At 68.5% G+C, this 23,576-nt stretch carries 23 protein-coding genes; 16 read left to right on the top strand and 7 right to left on the bottom strand.

Features of this window, described 5'->3' with window-relative positions; translation table 11 throughout:
- Window positions 1–4: 4 nt before the first annotated feature.
- Window positions 5–895 carry a tyrosine recombinase XerC gene (locus AX692_RS01725; protein WP_073977059.1) on the bottom strand — a complete coding sequence of 297 codons (891 nt, stop codon included), beginning with the start codon at window positions 893–895 and terminating at the stop codon, window positions 5–7.
- Entirely contained in the window at window positions 892–2,025 is a 1,134-nt protein-coding gene (gene hemW / locus AX692_RS01720; RefSeq protein WP_230959659.1) for a radical SAM family heme chaperone HemW, read from the bottom strand. Before hemW ends, AX692_RS01725 begins: the two co-directional genes overlap by 4 nt.
- 96 nt (window positions 2,026–2,121) lie before the next feature.
- On the opposite strand from hemW, the gene AX692_RS01715 reads away from it, so the two are divergent.
- Window positions 2,122–2,676 (top strand): CAP domain-containing protein, encoded by a 555-nt coding sequence (locus tag AX692_RS01715; protein WP_073974272.1) that lies wholly within the window; start codon window positions 2,122–2,124, stop codon window positions 2,674–2,676.
- A gap of 1 nt (window position 2,677) precedes the next feature.
- Here AX692_RS01715 and rdgB read toward each other — a convergent pair whose 3' ends face one another.
- Together rdgB and rph are read right to left on the bottom strand one after the other, a co-directional pair.
- Entirely contained in the window at window positions 2,678–3,319 is a 642-nt protein-coding gene (gene rdgB, locus AX692_RS01710; protein WP_230959656.1) for an RdgB/HAM1 family non-canonical purine NTP pyrophosphatase, read from the bottom strand.
- The gene (gene rph / locus AX692_RS01705; protein WP_073974273.1) at window positions 3,316–4,029 is read right to left on the bottom strand and encodes a ribonuclease PH; all 714 of its coding nucleotides are present in this window, start codon (window positions 4,027–4,029) and stop codon (window positions 3,316–3,318) included. Before rph ends, rdgB begins: the two co-directional genes overlap by 4 nt.
- Before the next feature lie 78 nt (window positions 4,030–4,107).
- On the opposite strand from rph, the gene hrcA reads away from it, so the two are divergent.
- The 3 genes from hrcA (at window position 4,108) to AX692_RS01690 (ending at window position 6,114) form a co-directional block, all read left to right on the top strand.
- Entirely contained in the window at window positions 4,108–5,151 is a 1,044-nt protein-coding gene (gene hrcA, locus AX692_RS01700) for a heat-inducible transcriptional repressor HrcA (protein ID WP_073974274.1), read from the top strand.
- 17 nt (window positions 5,152–5,168) lie between these two features.
- Window positions 5,169–5,729, top strand: coding sequence for a nucleotide exchange factor GrpE (locus tag AX692_RS01695; protein ID WP_073974275.1), 561 nt, complete (start codon window positions 5,169–5,171; stop codon window positions 5,727–5,729).
- A gap of 112 nt (window positions 5,730–5,841) precedes the next feature.
- Window positions 5,842–6,114 carry a glycine zipper family protein gene (locus tag AX692_RS01690; RefSeq protein ID WP_073974276.1) on the top strand — a complete coding sequence of 91 codons (273 nt, stop codon included), beginning with the start codon at window positions 5,842–5,844 and terminating at the stop codon, window positions 6,112–6,114.
- On the opposite strand, the gene AX692_RS01685 is transcribed toward AX692_RS01690, so the two are convergent.
- Window positions 6,111–6,527 carry a vgr related protein gene (locus tag AX692_RS01685; protein ID WP_230959657.1) on the bottom strand — a complete coding sequence of 139 codons (417 nt, stop codon included), beginning with the start codon at window positions 6,525–6,527 and terminating at the stop codon, window positions 6,111–6,113. The two genes, AX692_RS01690 and AX692_RS01685, sit on opposite strands and share 4 nt — an antisense overlap.
- 98 nt (window positions 6,528–6,625) lie before the next feature.
- Entirely contained in the window at window positions 6,626–7,120 is a 495-nt protein-coding gene (locus AX692_RS01680; RefSeq protein WP_196489975.1) for a copper chaperone PCu(A)C, read from the bottom strand.
- A 168-nt stretch (window positions 7,121–7,288) separates the two neighbouring features.
- On the opposite strand from AX692_RS01680, the gene dnaK reads away from it, so the two are divergent.
- The 3 genes from dnaK to AX692_RS01665 all read left to right on the top strand — a co-directional run bounded on the left by dnaK (window position 7,289) and on the right by AX692_RS01665 (window position 11,084).
- Entirely contained in the window at window positions 7,289–9,208 is a 1,920-nt protein-coding gene (gene dnaK / locus AX692_RS01675; protein ID WP_073974279.1) for a molecular chaperone DnaK, read from the top strand.
- Between the two features lie 92 nt (window positions 9,209–9,300).
- The gene (gene dnaJ / locus AX692_RS01670) at window positions 9,301–10,455 is read left to right on the top strand and encodes a molecular chaperone DnaJ (protein WP_073974280.1); all 1,155 of its coding nucleotides are present in this window, start codon (window positions 9,301–9,303) and stop codon (window positions 10,453–10,455) included.
- Between the two features lie 8 nt (window positions 10,456–10,463).
- Window positions 10,464–11,084: a DUF6445 family protein gene (locus tag AX692_RS01665; protein ID WP_073974281.1), complete on the top strand. Its 621-nt coding sequence runs from the start codon at window positions 10,464–10,466 to the stop codon at window positions 11,082–11,084.
- Here AX692_RS01665 and AX692_RS01660 read toward each other — a convergent pair.
- Window positions 11,081–13,396 (bottom strand): patatin-like protein, encoded by a 2,316-nt coding sequence (locus AX692_RS01660; RefSeq protein WP_073974282.1) that lies wholly within the window; start codon window positions 13,394–13,396, stop codon window positions 11,081–11,083. The genes AX692_RS01665 and AX692_RS01660 overlap by 4 nt on opposite strands.
- 74 nt (window positions 13,397–13,470) lie before the next feature.
- On the opposite strand from AX692_RS01660, the gene radA reads away from it, so the two are divergent.
- From radA to AX692_RS01615, 9 genes are all read left to right on the top strand, one after another.
- Window positions 13,471–14,838: a DNA repair protein RadA gene (gene radA, locus AX692_RS01655; RefSeq protein ID WP_073974283.1), complete on the top strand. Its 1,368-nt coding sequence runs from the start codon at window positions 13,471–13,473 to the stop codon at window positions 14,836–14,838.
- Between the two features lie 12 nt (window positions 14,839–14,850).
- Entirely contained in the window at window positions 14,851–15,405 is a 555-nt protein-coding gene (locus AX692_RS01650) for a CvpA family protein (RefSeq protein ID WP_073974284.1), read from the top strand.
- Complete coding sequence (locus tag AX692_RS01645) at window positions 15,402–15,842, top strand: iron-sulfur cluster assembly scaffold protein (protein ID WP_196489976.1); 441 nt, start codon at window positions 15,402–15,404, stop codon at window positions 15,840–15,842. Before AX692_RS01650 ends, AX692_RS01645 begins: the two co-directional genes overlap by 4 nt.
- Before the next feature lie 29 nt (window positions 15,843–15,871).
- Complete coding sequence (locus tag AX692_RS01640; protein WP_419470499.1) at window positions 15,872–17,512, top strand: MFS transporter; 1,641 nt, start codon at window positions 15,872–15,874, stop codon at window positions 17,510–17,512.
- The gene (gene alr / locus AX692_RS01635; RefSeq protein ID WP_073974286.1) at window positions 17,505–18,557 is read left to right on the top strand and encodes an alanine racemase; all 1,053 of its coding nucleotides are present in this window, start codon (window positions 17,505–17,507) and stop codon (window positions 18,555–18,557) included. Before AX692_RS01640 ends, alr begins: the two co-directional genes overlap by 8 nt.
- Before the next feature lie 87 nt (window positions 18,558–18,644).
- On the top strand, window positions 18,645–19,226 hold the full coding sequence (gene phaR / locus AX692_RS01630) for a polyhydroxyalkanoate synthesis repressor PhaR (protein ID WP_073974287.1): 582 nt from the start codon (window positions 18,645–18,647) through the stop codon (window positions 19,224–19,226).
- A 60-nt stretch (window positions 19,227–19,286) separates the two neighbouring features.
- Window positions 19,287–20,831, top strand: coding sequence for an aminoacyl--tRNA ligase-related protein (locus AX692_RS01625; RefSeq protein WP_073974288.1), 1,545 nt, complete (start codon window positions 19,287–19,289; stop codon window positions 20,829–20,831).
- A gap of 37 nt (window positions 20,832–20,868) precedes the next feature.
- Window positions 20,869–22,233 (top strand): M28 family peptidase, encoded by a 1,365-nt coding sequence (locus AX692_RS01620; protein WP_196489977.1) that lies wholly within the window; start codon window positions 20,869–20,871, stop codon window positions 22,231–22,233.
- Window positions 22,234–22,374: 141 nt separating this feature from the next.
- A partial coding sequence (locus tag AX692_RS01615) for an RNB domain-containing ribonuclease (RefSeq protein WP_230961025.1) occupies window positions 22,375–23,576 on the top strand: 1,202 nt, incomplete at its 3' end.

The raw sequence follows: 23,576 nt of genomic DNA, 5'->3' as shown, positions 1-23,576 counted from the left end.
TGCATCACCCGCGCGGGTGGGCCTTCCGGTAATTCTCCAGCAGCGCGGCGGAATCGACGCGGGTGTAGATCTGGGTCGAGCCCAACGAGGCGTGGCCGAGGAGCTCCTGCAGGCTGCGCAAATCCGCGCCCGCGCTCAGCAGGTGCGTCGCGAAGGAGTGACGCAGCGCGTGGGGCGTCGCGGTGTCGGGCAGGCCGAGCGCCCGGCGCGCGTTCGCCATCGCGCGCTGCACCATGCCGGGCGAGAGCGGGCCGCCCTTGGCTCCGCGGAACAGGGGCTCCGACGCCGCGAGAGCGAAGGGACACGCCCGCACATAGTCCGCGACCGCCGCCCGCGTGATCGGCAGCACCGGCACCACCCGCTGCTTGCCGCCCTTGCCGGTGACTTGCAGCACCTCGCCCATGCTCGCGTCTCGCCCGGTGAGCGACAGCGCCTCGGCAATCCGCAGGCCTGATCCGTAGAGGAGCAACAGCACCGCCCGGTCGCGCGCGCCGATCCAGCCGGTCGCGGCGAAGTCCTCGACATGGGAGGCGAGGTTCTCGGCCTCGTCGGGGGTAACGGGGCGGGGGAGGCCCTTCTTGAGGCGCGGGCCGCGCAGGCGCGGGGGCGCTGGATCGGGATCGCCAGCTTGCGCGCGAGCAAAGGCGATGAAGGCCTTCAACGCGGAAAGCTCGCGCGCGGTGCTGGCATTGCCGAGCCCCTCGCTCCGCCGCGCGGCGAGGTGCGCGCGCAGGTGGTGCGCCTCGGTCGCCGCCACCGCCGCCCAGTCCTCGGCCTCCCGCGCCGCCAGCAGCCGTGCGGCCGCCGCGACATAGGCGCGCACCGTGTGGGGCGAGCGGCGGCGATTGTCGGCGAGATGGCCGCGCCACGCCTCGAGCATGTCGGGAGCGCTCATGCCGTCACCAGCGTGTCGGCAACCACCTCGGCGAGCAGCGCGTCGAGCACCCCGCGCCCCTCGGGTGCCACGCCGACCCGGCTCCCCGAAACCCACATCATCCCGAGCCCGCGCAAGCGGGCGAGGGCCCCCTCGTCCACCAAGCCCTCGCGCGGCAGGGCGAAGCGTGCCGAGAGGGCGGCAAGGTCCACCCCTTCCGCGAGGCGCAGGCCCATCAGCAACGCCTCGGCCGCCTGATCCGCGACCGGCAGCGTGCGCGCCTCGGCGATTCCGTCACCCTGCCGCGCGACCGCGGCGAGGAAATTCTCGGGCTTCTTGTGCCGCACCGTCGCCACGCCGCCGCGCCGCCCATGTGCACCGGGGCCGATCCCGGCGTAATCCTGATAGCGCCAATAGGCGAGGTTGTGGCGGCTCTCCTCACCGGGCCGCGCATGGTTGCTGGTTTCGTAGGCGGGCAGCCTCGCCGCGTCTGTCAGCGCCTGCGTGATGTCGAACAGTTCCGCCGCCGCGTCATCGTCGAGCGGCACCAGACGCCCACGCCGCACGTCGCTCGCAAAGCGCGTGCCGGGCTCGATCGTCAGCTGGTAGAGCGACATGTGCCCCGTCCCGAGCCCCAGCGCGCGGGCGAGGCGCGCCTCCCACAGCGCGGGCGTGTGGCCTGGCAGGGCGTAGATCATGTCGAAGCTGACGCGTGTGAAATGGGCTTGCGCCGTCTCCAGCGCGCGCAGGGCTTCGCTGGCTCCGTGGAGCCGCCCGAGAAAGCGCAGCTCCGCATCGTCGAGCGACTGCACCCCGAGCGACACGCGATTTATGCCCGCGCCCGCCAGCGCGGCAAAATTGGCCGCCTCGACCGAGGAAGGATTGGCCTCGAGCGTGATCTCTATGCCCTCGTCGAAGCCCCACAGGCGTTCGGCCTCGGCCAGCAGCGCGGCAACCAGGGCAGGGGGCATCAGCGAAGGCGTGCCGCCACCGAAGAAGATCGAGGTCAGACTCTCGCCGCCGGCCACTGCCGCCTCCGCGCGCATGTCGGCGATCAGCGCGGCTTGCCACGCCGCCACATCGACGCCCTCGCGGACATGCGAGTTGAAGTCGCAATAGGGGCACTTCCTGGCGCAGAACGGCCAGTGAATGTAGAGCGCCCGGGGGCCGGGGGAGGTTGGGGGTGGAATTTTCAGCCTCGCTTAACCGTTGCCGCATAGTCTGAATTCATGCGGAGCTCCCGTTTCATGACCCTGGCTACCCGCCTCTGCGGCGCGGTGCTGCTTATGGCAGCCGCGCCCGCCCTGCCGCAAGACGCCCGCGATGGCCAGCGCCCGCTGTTCCCGGCCGAGCAGGAATGGCTCTCCGAACACAACGAGGCGCGCGCCGCAGTCGGCCTGCCGCCGCTGCGCTGGAACCATGACCTGCGGCGCGATGCCCGCAACTGGGCCGAGGATCTCGCATCGCGCCGTGCCTTCCACCATTCGCCCGACCTCCTGCGGGTTGGGCAGGGCGAGAACCTGTGGATGGGCACGCGCGAGCGCTATGCCCCGTGGCAGATGATCGACGGCTTCCTCGCCGAGCGCGCCGCCTTCCGCCCCGGCGTCTTCCCCGATGTCTCGCGCACCGGACGGTGGAGCGATGTCGGCCACTACACCCAGATCATCTGGCCCGACACGCAGGAAGTCGGCTGCGCCAGCGCGCTCAATGCCAAGCACGAGGTGCTGGTGTGCCGATACTGGCCGGCGGGCAACGTGATGGGCTACCGGCTCGATCCCGGCCGTCACCTGACGCGGCGCTGAATTAGGCGCCGAATTGCGCGGCGACGAGTTTGGCAAAAGCGTCGGCGCGGTGGCTGACGGCGTGCTTTTCCTCGGGGGCGATCTCGGCGAAGGTCAGCGCACTGCCCGTCGGCACGAACACCGGGTCATAGCCGAAGCCCATTTGCCCGCGTGGCGGCCAGGTGAGTGCACCGTCGCAGCGCCCCTCATAGATCGCGTGTTCGCCATCGGGCCAGGCGATCGCGAGGACGCAGTGGAAGGCAGCGGAGCGGTCCACGTCCGATCCCTTCTCCGCGAGCATCCCCTCGACCTTGCCCATCGCCATGTACCAGTCGCGCCCGGGAGCGCCCTCGAACCACTGCCGCTCGGCCCAGTCGGCGGTGTAGACGCCGGGGCGGCCATCGAGCGCCGCGACGCTGAGGCCGCTGTCGTCGGCGAGCGCCGCCAGCCCCGAAGCCTCCGCCGCCGAGCGCGCTTTGATGAGGGCGTTCTGCGCGAAGGTGGTGCCGGTCTCTGGCGGCTCGGGCAGGCCGAGCGATCCGGCGGAGATGCAGCGCACGCCGTAGGGATCGAGCAGCGCCGAGATTTCCTTGAGCTTGCCCGCATTATGCGTGGCAATCACGAGGCTGCCCGAACCGAGGCGCCGAGAAGAATTGGGGATCACTTTACCGCGTCCAATTGCGCCGCAAAGATCCGGTCGCAGCCGATGCGGGCGAGGCGCAGGAGGCGCAGGAGCGCTTCCTCGTCATAGGTCGCGCCCTCTGCGGTGGCCTGAACCTCGGCGATCTTGCCGCCCGACAGGAGCACGAAATTGCCGTCGGCCTCGGCGTTGGAGTCCTCGTCGTAATCGAGGTCGAGCACCGGGGTGCCCTTGAAGATGCCGCAGGAAATCCCCGCGACCTGCGCGGTGATCGGATCATGCTTGATCTCGCCCGAGGCCATCAGCCCGTTGATGGCCAGACGCAGCGCGATCCACGCGCCCGAAATCGAGGCGGTGCGGGTGCCGCCATCGGCTTGGATGACATCGCAATCGAGAGTGATCTGCCGCTCGCCGAGCTTCTGGAGGTCTACCACGGCGCGCAAGCTCCGACCGATAAGCCGCTGGATTTCCTGCGTGCGGCCCGACTGCTTGCCCTTGGCTGCCTCGCGCGCGCCGCGGGTGTGGGTGGCGCGCGGGAGCATCGAGTACTCGCCCGTCACCCAGCCTTCGCCCTTGCCCCGCATCCACGGCGGCACGCCCTTCTCGACGCTGGCGGTGCAAAGCACCTTGGTGTCGCCGAAGCCGATCAGGCACGAGCCTTCCGCGTGCTTGGTGAAGCCGGTCTCGATCGTGATGGCGCGCATTTCGTCGGGCGCGCGTCCTGAAGGGCGCATGGAAAACTCCGTTTGAGGCTTGGCGCCCTTAGGCTCGGCCCACTTGTCGCGGCAAGCGCAAAGACTAAGATTGCCCCCATGACATCGCTCCCCGTCACCGAGATGACCCAGCGCGCGCGCGACATCTTCCAGCGCGTGGTCGAGGAATATATCGCCAGCGGGCAGCCGGTCGGCTCCAAGACGCTGGCGGCAGACGGCACGCTGAACCTGTCGCCTGCCTCGATCCGCTCTGTGCTAGCGGACCTTGAAACCGCCGGCCTGCTCGCCGCGCCGCACACCAGCGCGGGGCGGATGCCGACCGATGCTGGGCTCAGGATCTTCGTTGACGGGATGATGCGGGTTGCCGAGCCCACGCGCGAGGAGCAGGCCGCGATCGAGGCGCGGCTGGCTGAGGCGGGGCCTCTGGAAGCGGCGCTGAAGCAGGCGAGTGCGATCCTCTCCGACCTGTCGGGCGCGGCAGGAATGGTGCTGGTCGCCCCGCGCGAGCAGAAGCTGGCCCAGTTCAGCCTCGTCGATCTCGGGCAGGGCCGCGCGCTTGCGGTGCTGGTGGGCGAGGACGGCGGGGTCGAGAACCGCGTGCTGACCCTCGGCGGCGCCTTGAACCCCGGGGCCTTCGACCGCGCATCGAACTACATCACCGCCCGCCTCGCCGGCCGCACCCTGGCCGAGGCGGCCCTTGCCATGCGGGCGGAGATCAGCGCCGGCCAGTCCCAGCTCGACGATGCCTCGCGCGATCTGGTCGAGCGGGGGCTTGCCGTCTGGAGCCAGGACGCCGCCGCGCGGCCGGTGCTGATCGTGCGCGGCGCGGCGAACCTGCTCGATGACGCCGCCCTGGGCGATATCGAGCGGGTGCGGATGCTGCTCGAAGACCTCGAGAACAAGCAGTCGGTCGCGCAGCTTCTCGATTCGGCGCGCGAAGCCGATGCGACACGGATTTTCATCGGCAGCGAGAACCGCCTCTTCGCGCTCTCGGGCTCCAGCGTGATCGCCTCGCCCTATCGCGATCGCGAGGGGCGGGTGGTCGGCGTGCTCGGTGTCATCGGCCCCACGCGGTTGAATTATGCGCGGGTTGTCCCCATGGTGGACCTCACCGCCCGATCGCTGGGCAAGCTGATCGCTTGAATGGAAAGCCACACGACATGACCGAGAACGACACGCCGCTGGATCAGGCGGCGGAAGACGAATTGAAGGGTGTGCCCGAACACCTGCGCGAAGGCAGCGATGAGGACTCCGAGGTGCTCGAATCGCTGAAGCGCGATCTCGCGGCGGCGAGGCAGGAAGTGCTCTACGCCCAGGCCGAGACCCAGAACGTGCGCCGCCGGCTCGAGCGCGAGAAGGACGAGGCGCGCGCCTATGCCGCGACGGGCTTTGCGCGCGACATCCTGTCGGTCGCCGACAACCTCGCGCGCGCGATCGACGCCATCCCGCAGTCGCTGCGCGATGACGAGAGCATGAAGGGTCTCGTGACCGGGCTCGAGGCGACCCAGCGCGAGCTGGAGAAGGTCTTCGCCGGCAACGGCATCACCCGCATTGCCGCAGTGGGCCTGCCGCTCGACCCGAACCAGCACCAGGCGATGGTCGAAGTGCCCTCGGCCGATCACGAGCCGGGCACGATCGTCTCGGAGATGCAGGCCGGGTGGATGATCAAGGACCGCCTGCTGCGCGCGGCGATGGTCGCGGTGGCGAAGGCGCCGGACTGATCGCTCCCGGCCGCGTGAGCGTCGTATGACCCTCCCAGCGCGGCGAGCCGAGGAACATTGCAGCGGTCTCTCCGGTAGGCTCCGGTAACATCCCCATGCCCCGGAGAGACCCATGACCTATCGCCTTTCCTCGATCCTTCTCGGCGCTGCCGCCGCACTCTCGCTCGGTGCCTGTGCCGACAATTACGCCGTCGAAGGCGCGGGCGTTGGCGCTGCGGCGGGTGCGGCGGTCGGCGCTGTCACCGGCGGCGACATCGGCACGGGCGCAGCGGTCGGCGCGGCGGTTGGCGGCGCCGGCGGCACGCTGATCAAGAAGCGCGACAGCGGCGAATGCTACCGCGTCGACCGCGACGGGCGCGAATACACGGTGCGCTGCCCCAACTAGGCGCTGCCGAAGGGCAGGATCGTCTCGAAGGTCGCCAGCGGCGGCGCGCCCGCGACCGCCTGGCCCTGCCCCAGCAGGAAGGCGTGGCGCACGATCTCAGCCTGCTGCTCGAGCCCGTATTGCGCGAGCTTCCAGCCCGGCTTCAGCGCGTAATCATAGCGGCACCACGGGTGGCGGCGCAGCACGAGGTGCCAGCGGCCGAGGGTCTGCGTCTGCCACACATGCGTCATCTCGTGGATGAAGTGGCCCTGCTTCGCGAGCGAGGCGGCGGCGAAATCGTCGCAGTAATGCGGCGCGGCGGGGTGGAAGTGGAGACTGCCCATCGGCGCCATCGTCACGGCCTTGGGTTGCAGCGGGAAGAACTTGCGGCGGATCACCGTGACGGGGCCATAGTCGATCGCGTCGCCGAACACCGAACGGGCGAGCGCAACTTCGGCCGGCGTCAGCGGACGTTCACCGCCAACCGGACAGGCGGGTAGCGGGGCTCCCTCGCTGACGGTCGGCGCGCTGCTCAGCGCTCGTCCCCGGCGGCGCGCACCGGCGCATCGACGGTTATGCTGGTGCCATCGGACAGCGCGAGCGTGAGCTTGGCGGTACTTCCCGGGGTTAACGCGCCGCCCGGCTCCATTGCCATCACGTGAAGCCCGCCCGGCGCGAAGCTGACCGGAGCGGCTGCGCTCAAGGGCACCGAATCGGTCATCACCATCTGCATCTTGCCGCCGCTTTCGGCATAGTCGTGGATCATGGTCATCCCCGCGCCCTCGACGGTGACGCTTTCGAGCGATACGCCGGGCGCGCCGCTGTAGGAAAGGTCGAAATAGACCGCAGCCGGGTTGCCCGCGACCGGAGGCAGGACGAGGCGCGCGTTGCTTACGGTGAGCCCGGCGCCCGCCACGCCGCTGGCCGCCTCGACCGGCGGCGCATCGGCCTCGGGCGCGCAGGCGGCAAGGGCAGGAAGGGCGGCCAGCGCCAGCACCGCCGAGGCGGCACGCAGGACAGATTTCACGCAGATGTCTCCCATGTGGATGGCCCCAAATCTAGAAGGGCGGCTCTCTTGTGCCAAGCGAAAGCACACCTATATCGCCGTCACAAACGAGCCGCCAAGGTGCTTTGCCGCGTGACGGGAAGCCGACGGCAGCGGTGTCCAACAATTGTCCTTATGGATGGGGAAACAATGGGTAAAGTAATCGGTATCGACCTTGGCACTACCAACTCCTGCGTCGCTGTCATGGACGGCGGCAAGCCCAAGGTCATCGAGAATTCGGAAGGCGCGCGCACCACGCCCTCGATCGTCGCCTTCACCAAGGATGGCCAGCGCCTCATCGGTCAGCCGGCCAAGCGCCAGGCGGTCACCAACCCCGACAACACCCTCTTCGCGATCAAGCGCCTGATCGGCCGCCGGTTCGAGGACCCGCTGACCAAGAAGGACATGGGTCTGGTTCCCTACAAGATCACCAAGGGCAAGAACGGCGACGCGTGGGTCAACGCAGGCGGCGAGGATTACAGCCCCTCGCAGGTTTCGGCCTTCATCCTCCAGAAGATGAAGGAAACCGCCGAGAGCTACCTCGGCGAGACCGTCACCCAGGCCGTGATCACCGTGCCCGCCTATTTCAACGACGCCCAGCGTCAGGCGACCAAGGACGCCGGCCAGATCGCCGGCCTCGAAGTGCTGCGTATCATCAACGAGCCGACCGCCGCGGCACTCGCCTACGGAATGGACAAGGAAGACGGCAAGACCATCGCCGTCTACGACCTTGGCGGCGGCACCTTCGACGTCTCGATCCTCGAGATCGGTGACGGCGTGTTCGAGGTGAAGTCGACCAACGGCGACACCTTCCTCGGCGGCGAGGACTTCGACAATGCGATCGTCGAGTTCCTGGCGGACTCCTTCAAGAAGAAGGAATCGATGGACCTCAAGACCGACAAGCTCGCGCTCCAGCGCCTCAAGGAGGCGGCTGAGAAGGCCAAGATCGAGCTGTCGAGCGCTGCGTCGACCGAAATCAACCTGCCCTTCATCACCGCGCGCATGGAAGGCGGCAGCACCACCCCGCTGCACCTCGTGGAGACGATCACCCGCGCCGACCTCGAGAAGATGGTCGACGGGCTGATCCAGCGCACGCTCGAGCCGTGCAAGAAGGCGCTGGCCGATGCCGGCATCGGCAAGGATCAGGTCGACGAGGTGATCCTCGTGGGCGGCATGACCCGCATGCCCAAGGTGCGCGAAGTCGTCGAAGCCTTCTTCGGCGCCAAGCCGCACACCGGCGTCAACCCGGACGAAGTCGTCGCCATGGGCGCGGCGATCCAGGCGGGCGTGCTGCAGGGTGACGTCAAGGACGTGCTGCTGCTCGACGTGACCCCGCTCAGCCTCGGGATTGAAACCCTTGGCGGCGTGTTCACCCGCATGATCGACCGCAACACCACCATCCCGACCAAGAAGACCCAGACCTACTCGACCGCCGAGGACAACCAGAACGCGGTGACGATCAAGGTCTACCAGGGCGAGCGCGAGATGGCGGCGGACAACAAGCTGCTCGGCAATTTCGACCTGATCGGCATCCCGCCGGCCCCCCGCGGCGTGCCGCAGATCGAAGTCACCTTCGACATCGATGCCAACGGCATCGTCTCGGTGGCGGCGAAGGACAAGGGCACCGGCAAGGAGCAGACGATCAAGATCCAGGCCTCGGGCGGTCTCAGCGACGCTGACATCGACCAGATGGTGAAGGACGCCGAGAAGTTTGCCGAAGAGGACAAGAAGCGCCGAGCCGCCGCGGAAGCGCGCAACCAGGCCGACAGCCTCGTCCACGCGACCGAAAAGCAGCTCGAAGAGCACGGCGCCAAGATCGACGCCGGCACCAAGGGTGATGTCGAAGCGGCGATCGCTGCCGTGAAGACCGCGCTCGAGGGCGGCGATGCCGACGACATCAATGCCAAGGCGCAGGCGCTGACCCAGGCGGCGATGAAGATGGGCCAGCAGATCTATGAAGCGCAAGCGGCCTCCGGCCCCGAGGGCGAGGCTGCTGCCGCTGAAGAAGCTCCGGCCGAAGACGTTGTCGACGCCGAGTTCTCCGAGGTCGACGAAGACAAGAAGGGCTAAGGCCCCGATGCAACCCATTGTCCCGCCGCTCGCGCCCGGATCACGCATCCGGCGCGGGCACGGGCGGTGGTGACGGGGATTAAGTCAGACACATGTCCAGCGCCCAGACCGATTATTACGCCACGCTCGAAGTCACCCGCGATTGCGACGGGGCGACCCTGAAGAGCGCCTACCGCAAGCTCGCGATGAAGTTCCACCCGGACCGCAATCCGGGCGATGCCAGCGCCGAAGCGAAGTTCAAGGCGATCAACGAGGCCTATGATTGCCTCAAGGACCCGCAGAAGCGCGCGGCCTATGACCGTTATGGCCACGAGGCCTTCACGCAGGGCATGAACGGCGGCGCCAGTGGTTTTGGGGGCGGGCCTTTTGGCGGTCGCGGCGCGGACGGATTTGCCGATATCGGCGACATTTTCGAGACGATCTTCGGCAGCGCCTTCGGCGGCGGCGGCGCGCAGCGCCAGCAGACCCGGCGCGGCGCGGACCTGCGCTACGACATGCAGGTCAGCCTCGAGGAAGCCTTCACCGGCAAGTCGACCGAGATCGAGATCGAAGTCTCGCAAGGCTGCGACACCTGCGACGGCAGCGGCGCGACGCCCGGCACCTCCGAACGCCAGTGCAACCTGTGCCACGGCATGGGGAGCGTGCGCGCCAAGCAGGGGCTGTTCGTGATCGAGCGCCCGTGCCCCACCTGCAACGGCCGCGGCACGGTGATCGAGAACCCCTGCCGCGTGTGCCGCGGCGAGGGCCGGGTCGACAAGGCGCAGACCCTCAAGGTCGATATTCCCGCAGGCGTCGACACCGGCACCCGCATCCGCCTGTCGGGCAAGGGCGAGGCCGGCCAGCGCGGCGCGCCTCCGGGCGATCTCTACATCTTCCTCCACGTCAAGCCGCACCCCGTGTTCGAGCGCGAGGGGACGACGCTTGCGACCCGCGTGCCGGTGAGCTTCACCACCGCGGCGCTCGGGGGCTGCGTCGAGATTCCCGATCTCGACGGCTCGACCAACCGGCTCGAGATTCCGGTCGGCATCCAGTCGGGCAAGCAGCTGCGCATTCGCGGCGCCGGGATGCCGGTGCTGCAAGGTCGTGGGCGGGGCGACATGGTGGTCGAGATCGTGGTCGAGACCCCCACGAGGCTCTCGCGCCGCCAGAAGGAAATCCTCGAGGAGTTCAAGGCCACCGAGACCGGCGACGAATGCCCCGAAAGCCGCAGCTTCTTCGCCAAGCTCAAGGACGCCTTCGGGGGCTGAGGGGGCGGATGCTTCCCTCGCTCCTGATCGTCGACGATTTCCTCAAGGACCCGTGGGCGGCGCGCCGCGCGGCGCTGGGGCTGGACTATGATCCGGCGCGGCAGCACGGGAATTTCCCGGGCCTCAATTCCTCCGCCCCGCTGGCGACAGAGGGGATCGATGCAGCGGTCTCGCGGCTGCTGGGCGTCAAGCTCGGGCCTGCACCGGGGACGCAGCACGGGCATTGCCGCCTGACAAGCAAGGGCGCCAAGGGCAGGAGCGGGGTGCATATCGACCCCGCGGCCTATTCGGGCATTCTCTACCTCTCGCGCCCCGAGGATTGCGCCAGGCCGGATGCAGGCGGCACCGATTTCTTCCGCCACAAGCGCACGGGGCTCGAAGCCGTGCCGCAAGACCCGGCGAAGATCGCTGCAAGCGGTTACAGCGACGTCGACGCGCTGGTGGAGGATGTGGTCAACAAGGACACGACGCTCCCTGCCAGGTGGGAGCGCACGCTGCGCATTCCCGCGCGCTTCAACCGGCTGCTGCTGTTCTCGCCCTGGCAGTTTCACAACGCCGCCCCCGGCTTCGGCACGACGCCGGAGGATTCGCGTCTGGTGATGCTGCTGTTCTTCGCGCCGCTGGCCTAGCCGAGCCGCTCGCGCACCTCGGCCCTGATCTGCTCGACCAGCCCGCGTTGGCAGCGCCCCGCGATCTCCTCCTCGTCGAGCACCGCGAGGAAGGCCGCGCGCTTGCCCTCTCGCAAAGCTTCGCGCGACATGCCCCCCGTAACGGTCGAGGCGAGCAGGTCGATCATCCGCTCCGCCCCGTGCAGCCGCCCCCACAGGTAATCGTTCTCGCGATAATCGCGGCTGAAGAAGGCGCCGAAATTGTAGAACTCGATGCCCCGCAGCGTCGCCGCCGTCCCGCCCTCGCGGATCGAGAGCGCATCGTCGGGCGAGATACGGTCGATCTTGACCGGGTTGAACTCGTCGAGCCCCTCGCGCCGCGAGAGTGGGAGGGTGGCGACATCGTAGAACGGGAAGCCGAGATAGGTCAGCAGCATCCGCCGCTTCAGCTCCCCGGGCATGTCCTCGAGCGCATCGATCAGCATCTCTTCGGCGGCAAGGTCGGTCGCCGGGAGCAGGCGCTGGGTGGCGAGGAAATCGAGCACCGCGCCGGGATGCTGCAAGGCGGTGGCGGCAAGCTCGCGGAAGCGGGCGACGTGCTGCACATCCTCGTCGGCGCGCAGGTAGATCGCGAGGATCTCGTAAATCCGGTCACGCGCCCGGTCGAGCGCGTCCTCGGCCAAACCCCCATCGACCTGCCAATCGCGCGCGAGCTTGCGGGCGAGGAGCTGCAAGCGGCGGATGCGAAAGCCGGTGTCGTGCGCGCGGAAGAAGGCGATAGCGCCCTGCGTCGCGCCGCCGCCCACGTCGGTGAGCGTGCCCAGTCCGCGCGCCTCGAGCTCGCCACGCAGGGCATGGACCAGCGGCATGGGATCACCCAGCGGCTGCCCGGCGGCCTTCAGCGTCAGCCGGGCGAGCTGGTCGAGGATCGCATCGAACTTCACCAGCGCATAGGCCCCGAAGGCATAGCCCGCGCGCTCGGCCGCGGCCTGCTGCGCCTTGGCGCGCCAGGCCGCGAGGCGCTTGGGAGTGGGGCGACCCAGCAGGAAGGTGTAGCCGAACAGCTTTTCCACCGCTCGGTCGATGTCGCCCTGAAGCTCGAGCACGATCCGCTTCAGCCGCGCCGCGTCGCGTGACTGGTGCTCGATGCGTTCGAGATCGTCGCGGATCGGCTGTTCGCGCGGGATCGTCGAGAGCGAGCCGAAGATCGCACCGAAGAAGCCGACCGCGCGCGCGCGCATCGCCGGGGTGGGCGCGGCGCCTTCGGGCCGCGGGTCGAGATAGACGAAGCGCCGGTCGACCTCGCGCTGGGCGGGCCGTCCGTATAGCGCGGACAGCGCGGCGCCGAAGGGCGCATTGACCAGCACCGCCCCGTCGATCAGCGCGACCTCGCCCACCGTGCCGCGTTCGACATGGCTGGGCATCACGCGCTGGAGGAAGGCCGCACGGCTTGTCCAGGCATGCCCCTCGGCCTCAGCGAGGGCGTCGATCTCGGCCATGGTGAGCGGCGGAAAGGCGCCCGGAAAACTCGCGGTCGCGCGCGCGGCGAGCACCAGCTCGAGCGGATCGGCGAGCGGGGCGCAGTCGTTGTCGCCCACCCGCGCGCGAAAATTGATCGGCAGGCGGTGCTCGGTCTCCTCGACCTGCGCGGGCGAGTTCAGCCGCAGCGTTTCGGGGTGGCCGCGGAAATCGGTGACGGTCACCGCAAGATCGATCGGATAGCCGATCGGCAGCAGCGGGATGCGGTCGCCTTCGGCCGCCATCTTCATGAAGGCCTCGAACAGCATGGCCGAGAACTTCGCGCCCGAAAAGGGCGGGCTGAACCACCGCCCGCGAACCAGTTTCGAGACTTTGGCGCGCACTTCGGCGCGGGTTTCGGGCGAGACGGTCGCGCTCACCGCATTGCCCGGGCGCGAGAGGAACCATTCGGCGATCGGCTGTGCCCAGAACTTGGCGTAGCGCCACATCGGCTCGGCCTCGGGGTCGGTGAGCTCGCTGACGTCGGCATTGGCGAGCCACAGGTCGGTCAGCGGCTCAAGGCTGTGCCCGGCGTGGATCGCCTGCGCGAGAAACACCGCGTTGATCCCGCCCGCGCTCGCGCCGGTCAGGATGTCGGGCAGCACGCGGATCTGCAAGCCGTGGTCGCGCTCGATCGTCTTGAGGAAATCGCGATAGGCCGCCGCCACGCCCTCGAGCCGGGCCACCCCCGGATGATGGAAGGCTCGGCTCGCGCGGGCGAGGTGCCAGACCTCCTTGGTGATGCCGTGCATGTAGACAGCAAGGCTGACCCCGCCGTAGCACACGAGAGCAAGGCGCAGTTCCTTCTGGCGCATCCCGGCTTCCTAACGTGCATTACCTCGGCAATGCAATTGCGTTCGTCATCTGTTCTCGTTATGGGGCATGACTTATGGCAAAAGCGAAGCGCCGTTTTGTGTGTCAGGAATGCGGCTCGGTCTCGCACCGCTGGCAGGGGCAATGCGCCGATTGCGGGCAGTGGAACACGCTGATCGAGGATGTGCCCGCGACGGTATTCTCGCAGAAGCACGATCTGTCGAGCGGCGGGCGGTCGGTGGCGTTCGAGCCGCTCAATGCGCCCACCAGGCTGCCGGTGAGGAAATCGACCGGTCTTGCCGAGTTCGACCGCGCGCTCGGCGGCGGGCTGGTGCCCGGCTCGGCGGTGCTGCTCGGCGGAGATCCTGGCATCGGCAAGTCGACCCTGCTGCTGCAATGCGCCGCCACCATTGCGCGCGGGGGCAATGACGTCGTTTACGTGAGCGGCGAGGAAGCGGCGGGGCAGGTGCGCCTGCGCGCCGCGCGCATGGGGGTGGCCGATGCGCCGATCCGGCTCGCCTCGGAAACCTCGGTGCGCGATATTCTGACCACCCTCGGCATGGGTCCGCCGCCCGCGCTGCTGGTGATCGATTCGATCCAGACCATGCATTCCGACACCATCGAAGGCGCGCCCGGCACCGTCTCGCAGGTGCGCGGCTGCGCGCTGGAACTGATCCGCTACGCCAAGGAGAGCGGCTGCGCGCTGGTGCTGGTCGGGCATGTCACCAAGGACGGGACGATCGCCGGCCCGCGCGTGCTCGAACACATGGTCGATGTGGTGATGAGCTTCGAGGGCGAACGCTCGCACCAGTATCGCATCCTGCGCGCGCTCAAGAACCGCTTCGGCGCGGTCGACGAGATCGGGGTCTTCGCCATGGCCAGCGAGGGCCTCGAGGAGGTCGCCAATCCCTCGCTCCTGTTCCTCTCGGGCCGCGAGACGCCGCTTGCCGGGAGCGCGGTGTTCCCGGCGCTCGAGGGCACGCGCCCGGTGCTGGTCGAGATCCAGGCGCTGATCGTCCGCCTGCAATCGGGCGCGACCCCGCGCCGGGCGGTTGTGGGGTGGGACAGTGGGCGGCTCGCCATGCTGCTCGCGGTGCTGGAATCGCGCTGCGGGTTTAATTTCTCATCGGCCGAGGTCTATCTCAACATCGCCGGAGGCTACCGGTTGACCGATCCTGCTGCCGACCTCGCGGTTGCCGCGGCGCTGGTCTCCGCGCTCGCCGACCGGGCGCTGCCCGACAAGACCGCGTGGTTCGGCGAGGTCAGCCTTGCCGGCGAGATCCGCCCCGTCGCTCACGCCCCGCTGCGCCTGCGCGAGGCGGCCAAGCTGGGCTTCGCGCGCTGCTACGGCCCCGCGGGCGCAGCGAGCGCGGAGCGCGGCGCCGATTACCGCGGTCTTGCCGCACTTGCGAACGTCGTTGACCAGGTGATGGGCAACGCATAATCGTGGCGCGCCATGGCCGTGCTCGACATCATCATCGCCATCATCGTCACGATCGCCGCGATCGGCGGCTTCGTGCGCGGTCTCGTGCAGGAAGTACTCAGCCTCGCCGCGTGGATCATGGCCGCGATGGCGCTGCACTTCATGCACCCCGCGCTGACCGAGGGCCTCAAGAACTTCTACCGCGCCGAACCGGCGGTCTCGCTGTTCGCCTTCACGCTGCTGCTGCTGATCCCCTATGCCGCGATGAAGGTCATCATCGGCAATGCCAGCGGCGCATCGGACGGCGCGGTCCTCGGCCCCATCGACCGGGTGCTGGGCTTCGGCTTCGGCGCGGTCAAGGGCGCGCTGATTGCGGTGTTCGCCTTTGCCATGCTGGTGACCGGGTTCGACGAGAGCTGGGGCTTCTCCGGTCGGCCGCAATGGATCACCTCAGCGCGCACCTATGCCGCGGCCGACGCCTTCTCGCGCCAGCTGATCCCCGCGATCGCGATCCGGCGTGAGCGTCTGCGCGGCGAGGAGGAAGCGCGTGCGGCCGCCGCCGCCCGGTTCAAGAAGCGGCAGCGGTGACGGCGCGGGCTGCGGCGAGGCTCTATTCGCCCGCGCTGCTGGGGCTGGCGACGGGGCTGGCGGAGTTTCCCCTGGCCGATGACCTGCCCCTGCGGGCCGAGGCACGCTCGCGCAGTTGCGGCAGCGTGATCGCGCTCGGCCTTGCGCTGGACGCGGACGCGCGCATCGCCCGGATCGGGATGCAGGTCAGCGCCTGCGCCATCGGACAGGCCTCGGCCGCGCTCCTGGCGCAGGGCGCGGCGGGCCGCGATCCCGGCGCCGTCGATCAAGCCGCCGGGGCTCTGGAGCAATGGCTCGCCGGGCAGGGCGCGCTGCCCGACTGGCCGGGCATCGAAGCGCTCGTCCCCGCGCGCGATCATCCGGGCCGCCACGGCGCGCTGCTATTGCCGTGGACGGCAGCCCGCACGGCGCTTTCGCAAGCGGCAGGCACTCGCTAGGGACGAAGGCCGAGAGAGATCGCAGCCGCATGGCGACTATAGGGGATCGGGACAAGATGGGAGAGGCGCAGGCGCTCAGCCAACGCGAGCCGAGCGAGAGCGAAATCCGCCTGGTGATCGGGGCATCATCGGCGGGCACGATCTTCGAGTGGTACGATTTCTTCATCTACGGCACGCTCGCCGCCCTGATCGGCGCGGCCTTCTTCCCCTCGGACAACGCCACGCTCGAGGTGCTGCTGGTGTGGGCCGGGTTCGCCGTGGGCTTCGGCTTTCGCCCGCTGGGGGCAATCCTGTTCGGCTTTCTGGGCGACCGGCTGGGGCGCAAGTACACCTTCCTCGTCACCGTGACCCTGATGGGGGTCGCGACAGCGGGGGTCGGCCTCGTGCCGACCGCGGATTCGATCGGCCTTGCCGCGCCGCTGATTGTGCTGTTCCTGCGCATCCTGCAGGGGCTCGCGCTCGGCGGCGAATATGGCGGTGCGGCGGTCTACGTCGCCGAGCACGCCCCGCCCGAAAAGCGCGGCTTCTACACCAGCTTCATCCAGGCGAGCGTGGTCGGCGGCTTCGTGCTCAGCATCGTCGTCGTGCTCGCCTGCCAGCTGCTGATCCCGCCCGAGGCGTTCAAGGCCTGGGGCTGGCGCGTGCCCTTCCTGCTCTCGCTCATCCTGCTCGGCATTTCGCTGTGGATGCGGCTCAAGCTGTCCGAGAGCCCGGTGTTCCAGGCGATGAAGGAGGCGGGCGAGATGTCCGGCAATCCCTTCCTCGAGAGCTTCACCTATCCCGGCAACAAGAAGCGCATCTTCGTCGCGCTTTTCGGGATCACCGGGGTGCTGACGACGATCTGGTACACCGCCTTCTTCTCGGGAATGTCGTTCCTCAAGGGCCCGATGCGGATGGACGACCAGGTGGTGAACCTCGTCCTGCTCCTCTCCGGGCTGGTGGCGATGAGCTTCTACGTCTTCGTCGGGCGCTGGTCGGACCGGGTGGGGCGCAAGAAGCCGATCATCGTCGGCGCGCTGGCGAGCCTGGTGCTGCTGTTCCCGATCTTCTGGGGCCTGGGCGCGCTCGCCAATCCGGGCTTGCGGCAGGCGGCGGCCGAGGCACCGGTGGCGGTGATCGGCACGCAGTGCAACTTCGATGCCTTCGCCGAGGAACAGGCCACTCCTTGCGGACGGCTGCTGCAGGATCTGACCGCGCTCGGCGTGCCCTATACGGTCGCGGCGGGCGAGGGCGTGGCGATCACGGTCGGCACCGAGCGGCTCGATCTGGCGGTGACGCCCCCGCAAGCCCAGCGCGCCGCGGTGCAGAGCTTCCTCGAGGCGCGCGGCTACAGCTTTGCCAAGCAGGTGCCGCCCTTCGTCAACATCATCGGGATCGTGGCGCTGCTGCTGGCACTGGGGCTGCTGTCGGCGCTGACCTATGGCTCCGTGGCGGCGCTGCTCTCGGAAATGTTCCCGCCGCAGATCCGCTATTCCTCGATGTCGATCCCCTACCATATCGGCGCGGGCTATCTCGGCGGCTTCCTGCCGCTGATCGCGACCTACATCGTGGCGAGCACCGGCGATGTCTATGCGGGACTGTGGTACACCTGGGCCGTGGTCGCTTTCGGGGTGGCGGTAGCGTGGTGGGGCCTCCCGGACGGCCCGCCGAGAGATTTCGCCGATGACTGAGCCTGTCGCCCCGCCACCGCCGACCTTGCGGCTGACGGTCGATACCGAGGCGCTCGCCGCCAACTGGCGCGCGCTCGATGCGCTCTCGGGTGCGGCGAGTGCGGGCGCGGCGGTGAAGGCCGATGCTTACGGGCTCGGCGTGGACACCTGCGTGCCGACCTTGCGCGATACGGGGTGCCGCACCTTTTTCGTCGCGCACTGGAGCGAGGTCGCGGGCGTCATCAGGCATGTCCCCGGCGATCAGGTCGCGGTGCTCCACGGCGTGCTCACCGAGGCAGACTGCGCCTACGCCCGGGCCACCGGCGCGGTGCCGGTGATCAACTCGCTCGAACAGGCGCAGCTGTGGACCGCAACCGGGGGCGGGCGCTGCCACCTGATGATCGACACCGGGATCAACCGTCTCGGGATCGCGCTCGCCGAAGCGGGCGATCCGGCGCTCGGTGCACTCGATGTCGACATCCTGATGAGCCATCTCGCCAGCGCGGACGAGCGCACCGCGATGAACCGGATGCAGGCCGAGCTGCTCGGCGAGGCGGCCGAGGCGATCGCGCACCAGCGCCTGAGCCTGGCCAACAGCGCCGGGATCGCGCTGGGCGAGGCCTTCGCCTTCGATCTCACGCGCCCCGGCCTGGCGCTCTATGGCGGGGTGCCGCGTGAGGAGCTCGCCGGGCACATTCGACCCGTCGCACAGGTTCAGGCACAGCTGCTCCAGACCCGCAACCTCGCGCCGGGCGAGGGCGTGGGCTACAACGCGACCTTCATCGCGCCCACCCACATGCGGGTGGGCACTGTCTCGATCGGCTATGCCGACGGCTTCCTGCGCGCGCGCGGGCCGGGCAATGCGCTGCACCATCAGGGCCGGGCGCTGCCAATCCTCGGCAAGGTCTCGATGGACATGGTGGTGGTCGATCTCGCCGCCGCGCCCGATCTTGCCGCCGGAGACTGGCTCGATGTGCCATGGAACATCGCCGATGCTGCGCAGCAAAGCGCTCTTTCGGCATATGAACTCCTCACCACCATCGGCCCGCGCCTCAGGCCGCGATGAGGCTGCGCCGCGTTGTTGTTGCACCGCAGCTAGTGCAGGTGCTAAGGTGCCCTATCGAAAGATAGGATAACGCGGGGTCTCTCAGCAATGGTCAGGACGAAAGCGGCAGCATCCGGCGAGGCCGGCGATGCCATCATCATCAAGAAATACGCCAACCGGCGGCTCTACAATACGGCGTCCTCGAGCTACATCACGCTGGAAGACCTCGCCCGGATGGTGCGCGAGAATGTCGAGTTCCAGGTGCTCGACGCCAAGACCGGGGATGACATCACCCACTCGATCCTGACGCAGATCATCATGGATGAAGAGGCCAGCGGCGGGCAGCAGATGCTCCCGGTGAGCTTCCTCAGGCAGCTGATCGGCATGTACGGCAATTCGATGCAGGCGCTGATGCCGTCCTATCTCGAGGCCAGCATGGCCAATTTCCGCGAGAACCAGTCGAAGATCCGCGAGGCCTTCGAGAAGGGCATCAGCGCGACGCCCTTCGCCGCGATCCACGAGACCAACATGGCGATGATGCGCGCCGCGGCCGATGCCTTCATGCCGGGGCTCGGCAAGGGCAAGGACAAGCCTGCCGCCAAGCCCGCCGCCGACACCCAGAGCGAGATCGCCGTGCTGCGCGAACAGATGGCAGCGATGCAAAAGAAGCTGGACGAACTCGGCAAATAGCGCCTAGCGCCCCGGCGCCAGCGGTAACAGCCGCATCCGTTCAAGCAGGAAGAATTCCCCGTGTCCCAGATCCGCCACGCGCTCACCGTCACGCGCGCAGACGACTTTGCCAAGTGGTACCAGGAGGTCATCTCCGCCGCCGACCTCGCCGAGGAATCGGGGGTGCGCGGCTGCATGGTGATCAAGCCCTGGGGCTACGGCATCTGGGAGCGCATCCAGCGCCTGATGGACGACCGGATCAAGGCGGCGGGGGTGCAGAACTGCTACTTCCCGCTGTTCATCCCGCTCGCCAATTTCACCCGCGAGGCCGAGCACGTCGAGGGCTTTGCCAAGGAGATGGCGGTGGTCACCCACCACCGCCTGATTGCGGACGGGAAGGGCGGGCTGATCCCCGATCCCGAGGCGAAGCTCGAAGAGCCGCTGGTGGTGCGCCCGACCTCGGAAACGATCATCGGCGATGCGATGGCGCGCTGGGTGCAGTCGTGGCGCGATCTGCCGCTGCTCACCAACCAGTGGGCCAATGTGGTGCGCTGGGAGATGCGCACGCGGATGTTCCTGCGCACCAGCGAATTCCTCTGGCAGGAGGGCCACACCGCGCACGAAACGCGCGAAGATGCGCTCGCCGAGACGCACCGCGCGCTGGAAATGTATCGCGCCTGCGCCGAGGACGATCTCGCGCTCCCCGTCATCGCGGGCGAGAAGCCCGAGAACGAGCGTTTCCCCGGCGCGGTCGAGACCTGGTCGATCGAGGCGATGATGCAGGACGGCAAGGCTCTGCAAGCGGGCACCTCGCACTATCTCGGCACCAACTTCGCCCATGCCGCGGGTATCCAGTTTCAGGATCGCGAGGGCACGCAGCAGTTCTGCCACACCACCAGCTGGGGCGTGTCGACGCGCCTCATCGGCGGGGTGATCATGACCCACGGCGACGATGACGGGCTGCGCGTGCCGCCTGCGATCGCGCCGCAGCAGATCGTCATCATCCCGATGCTGCGCGAGGCCCCGGAGGACGCCGAGCTGATCGCCTATTGCGAAACCGTCCGCGCCGCGCTCGCCGCGCAGGTGGCGCTCGGCGAGCGGGTGCGGGTGCTGCTCGACGTGAAGCCCGGCAAGGCCGCGGCCAAGCGCTGGGACTGGGTGAGAAAGGGCGCGCCCGTCATCATCGAGGTCGGCCCGCGCGACATGGCCGAGGGCAAGATCGCCGTCCTGCGCCGCGACCAGCTCTGGAACGAGGCCAACGGCAAGCCCGCCTTCACCTATCCCGCGCACGCCGCGTTCGTCGCCGAGGCGGGCTCGGTGCTCGAAGCGATCCAGCAGGGCCTCTACGAAGAAGCCCGCAAGCGGCGGGATGCCAACATCACCCGCGGCGTCACCGAGTGGCAGGCGGTGGTCGATCACTTCGAGAAGGGCGGGAAGTATCCCGGCTGGGTCGAGGTCGAGTGGGCCAAGCCCACCGGCGCGGCGCTCGATGCCGTGGTCGAAAGGCTGAAGGCGCAAAAGCTCACCATCCGCAACGTACCGCGCGGGGCGGAGCCTGCGGGCGGTTCCTGCATCTTCACCGGCGAACCGGCCGTCGAGCGCATTCTGGTGGCGCGCGCTTACTAGGCTTGCACCGCCCGGCAGGGGCGGGCAGACAGGGGGCATGTTGAAACGTGCCCTCCTGCTCGCCGCCCTCGTAGCCGCCCCGCTCACCGCCCAGACCCACCCCGCCGACAACGTCTCCGCCGAAAGGCTGGAGAAGGACGTCGCGAAGCTCGTCAGCTTCGGCACGCGCCACACCCTGTCCTCGCAGACCGATCCCAAGCGCGGGATCGGTGCGGCGGTCGATTGGGGGCTGGAAGAGTTCCGCCGCATCGGTGCGCAATGCGGCGGGTGCCTCGAAGTGCTGCCCGTCGGCGAGACGGTCACCGGCCCGCGCATCCCCACGCCCACGCTGGTGCGCAACGCGGTCGCCATCCAGCGCGGCAGCGAGCGCCCGAACGAGGTCGTGATCGTGCAGGGCCATATCGACAGCCGCGTCACCGACGTGATGGATGCGACCTCCGACGCCCCCGGCGCCAATGACGACGGCTCCGGCACCGCACTGGTGATCGAGGCGGCGCGGGTGCTGAGCGGCACCAAATACCCCACCACCATCATCTACGCGCTGCTTTCGGGCGAGGAGCAGGGGCTCCACGGCGGGCAGATTCTGGCGAACTGGGCCGAGGCGCAGGGCTTCACGGTCAAGGCGGTGCTCAACAACGACATCGTCGGCAATTCCTGCGGCTCGGACGGCTATTGCGAGCCGAAGGTGGTGCGCGTCTTCTCCGAAGGCCCGCGCGCCGATCTCACCGACCGGCTTCGGGCAGCGCAGACGCGGTTCGGCGGCGAGAACGACACGCCCTCTCGCAACCTCTCACGCTGGGTGGCGGGGCTGGCGGAGAAGCACCCCGACGGGCTGCAAGTCCGCCAGATCTGGCGCACGGACCGCATGGGGCGGGGCGGGGATCAGGTGCCGTTCCTCCAGAAGGGCTACCCCGCGATCCGCTTCTCCGTCGGCGTGGAGGATTACGACCACCAGCACCAGGACCTGCGCACCGAGAACGGCGTGTTCTACGGCGACACCATCGACGAGATGGACTTCGCCTATCTCGCCGGGGTGACGAAGCTGAACGTGCGGGCGCTCGATGCGCTCGCCCGGGCACCGATGCCGCCGAAGGTGACGGTGGACGCGGCGGTGCGGGTGGATACGGAAATCACGGTGCGACCTTCGCCCGGCAGCGAGGCGATAGACATTGTGAGACGCCCGACTGACGAACCCCGGTGGCCAGTGCGCGGACCGGAATCATTTGCCGCCCTCATCCCGTTGGTATCCGATCAGGAGGCGGTCAAGCTCGTGATGCCCGAGCGTGGGGACGATTGGCTGTTCGGCGCTGCGGCCTGCGCTATCCGCGATTCCGACTTCTATTGCTCTCCCGTCTCCAGCGCGGTTCCCGGCGGGGCCTTCGAGCCGGTGGCGAAGGAGTAACCTTCGTCATTGCGAGGCCCGTCAGGGCCGCGGCAATCCATGATCCGGCCTCGCAGCTGCGGCCAAAGCCTCTCCATGGATTGCTTCCCCGGCTCAAGGCCGGGGTCGCAATGACGAGATTGATGGGTTAGGAGCCTTCCCATGCCCAAACCTCCCAAGCTCCCCCAGGGAATGCCGAGCCGCCAGCAGGTGCTCGACTTCATCCAGTCCTCCGACATTCCCGCGGGCAAGCGCGAGATCGCCAAGGCCTTCGGGCTGAAGGGGCAGGAGAAGATCAAGCTGAAGGCCCTGCTCAAGGACATGGCTGAAGAGGGACTGATCGACGGCAGCAAAAGCGCCTTCCACCGCATGGGCGGGGTGCCCAAGGTCACCACACTCAGGATCGTCGATGTGGATGACGGCGAGCTGATCGCCGAGCCCGACAATTGGGACCCCGAGGCCCCCGGCAAGCCGCCGCGCCTCGTGGTGCGGGAACCCAAGATGCGCGGGGCCAAGCGACCGCCTGCCCTCAAGCGCGGCGACCGCATCCTCGCCCGCACCGAGGAGACCACAAGCGGCGCGTGGATCGCGCATCCCATGAAAAAACTCCCCGCGCGCACCGAGGGCCTGATGGGTATCGTCGAGATCGACAAGACCGGCAAGGCCTGGCTCGCCCCCGTCGACAAGCGGGTGCGCCAATCCACCCCCATCGCCGATCGCGGCGAGGCCGAGGAAGGCCAGCTGGTGATTGCCGAGCGCGTGGGGCGCTCGGAGCGTGCGGGCGTGAAGGTGATCGAGGTGGTGGGCGATCCGCTCGCGCCGAAGAGCTTCAGCCTGATCGCCATCGCCAAGCACGGCATCCCGCACATCTTCCCCGATGAGGTACTCGAGGAAGCCCCGCGCGCCGCCAAGCTCAAGCTTTCCGACAAGGCGCGCGAAGACCTGCGGCACCTGCCGATCGTCGCTATCGACCCGGCCGACGCGCGCGACCATGACGACGCGATCTGGGCCGAACCCGACGGGCAGGGCGGGTTCAACGCTGTGGTCGCCATCGCCGACGTCAGCTTCTACGTGCGCCCGGGCTCCGCCCTCGACCGCGAGGCGAGGAAGCGTGGCAATTCGGTCTATTTTCCCGACCGGGTTGTACCGATGCTGCCCGAGGTTCTCTCGGCCGACGTGTGCTCGCTCAAGGAGGGCGAGGACCGCGCGGCGATGGCCTGCCATCTGCACATCAACGCAGACGGCAAGGTGAGCAGTTTCCGCTTCACCCGCGCCCTCGTCCGCATCGCGCACAACATAGCCTATGAGGACGCGCAGGCGATTGTGGATGGCAAGCCCCTTCCCCGGGGGGAAGGGGTTGGGGA

The sequence above is a fragment of the Erythrobacter donghaensis genome, assembly GCF_001557325.1.
Classification (GTDB): Bacteria; Pseudomonadota; Alphaproteobacteria; order Sphingomonadales; family Sphingomonadaceae; genus Erythrobacter; species Erythrobacter donghaensis_B.
The sequence above is the reverse complement of the archived record's forward strand: the minus strand, read 5'-3'. Positions and strand labels throughout refer to the sequence as shown.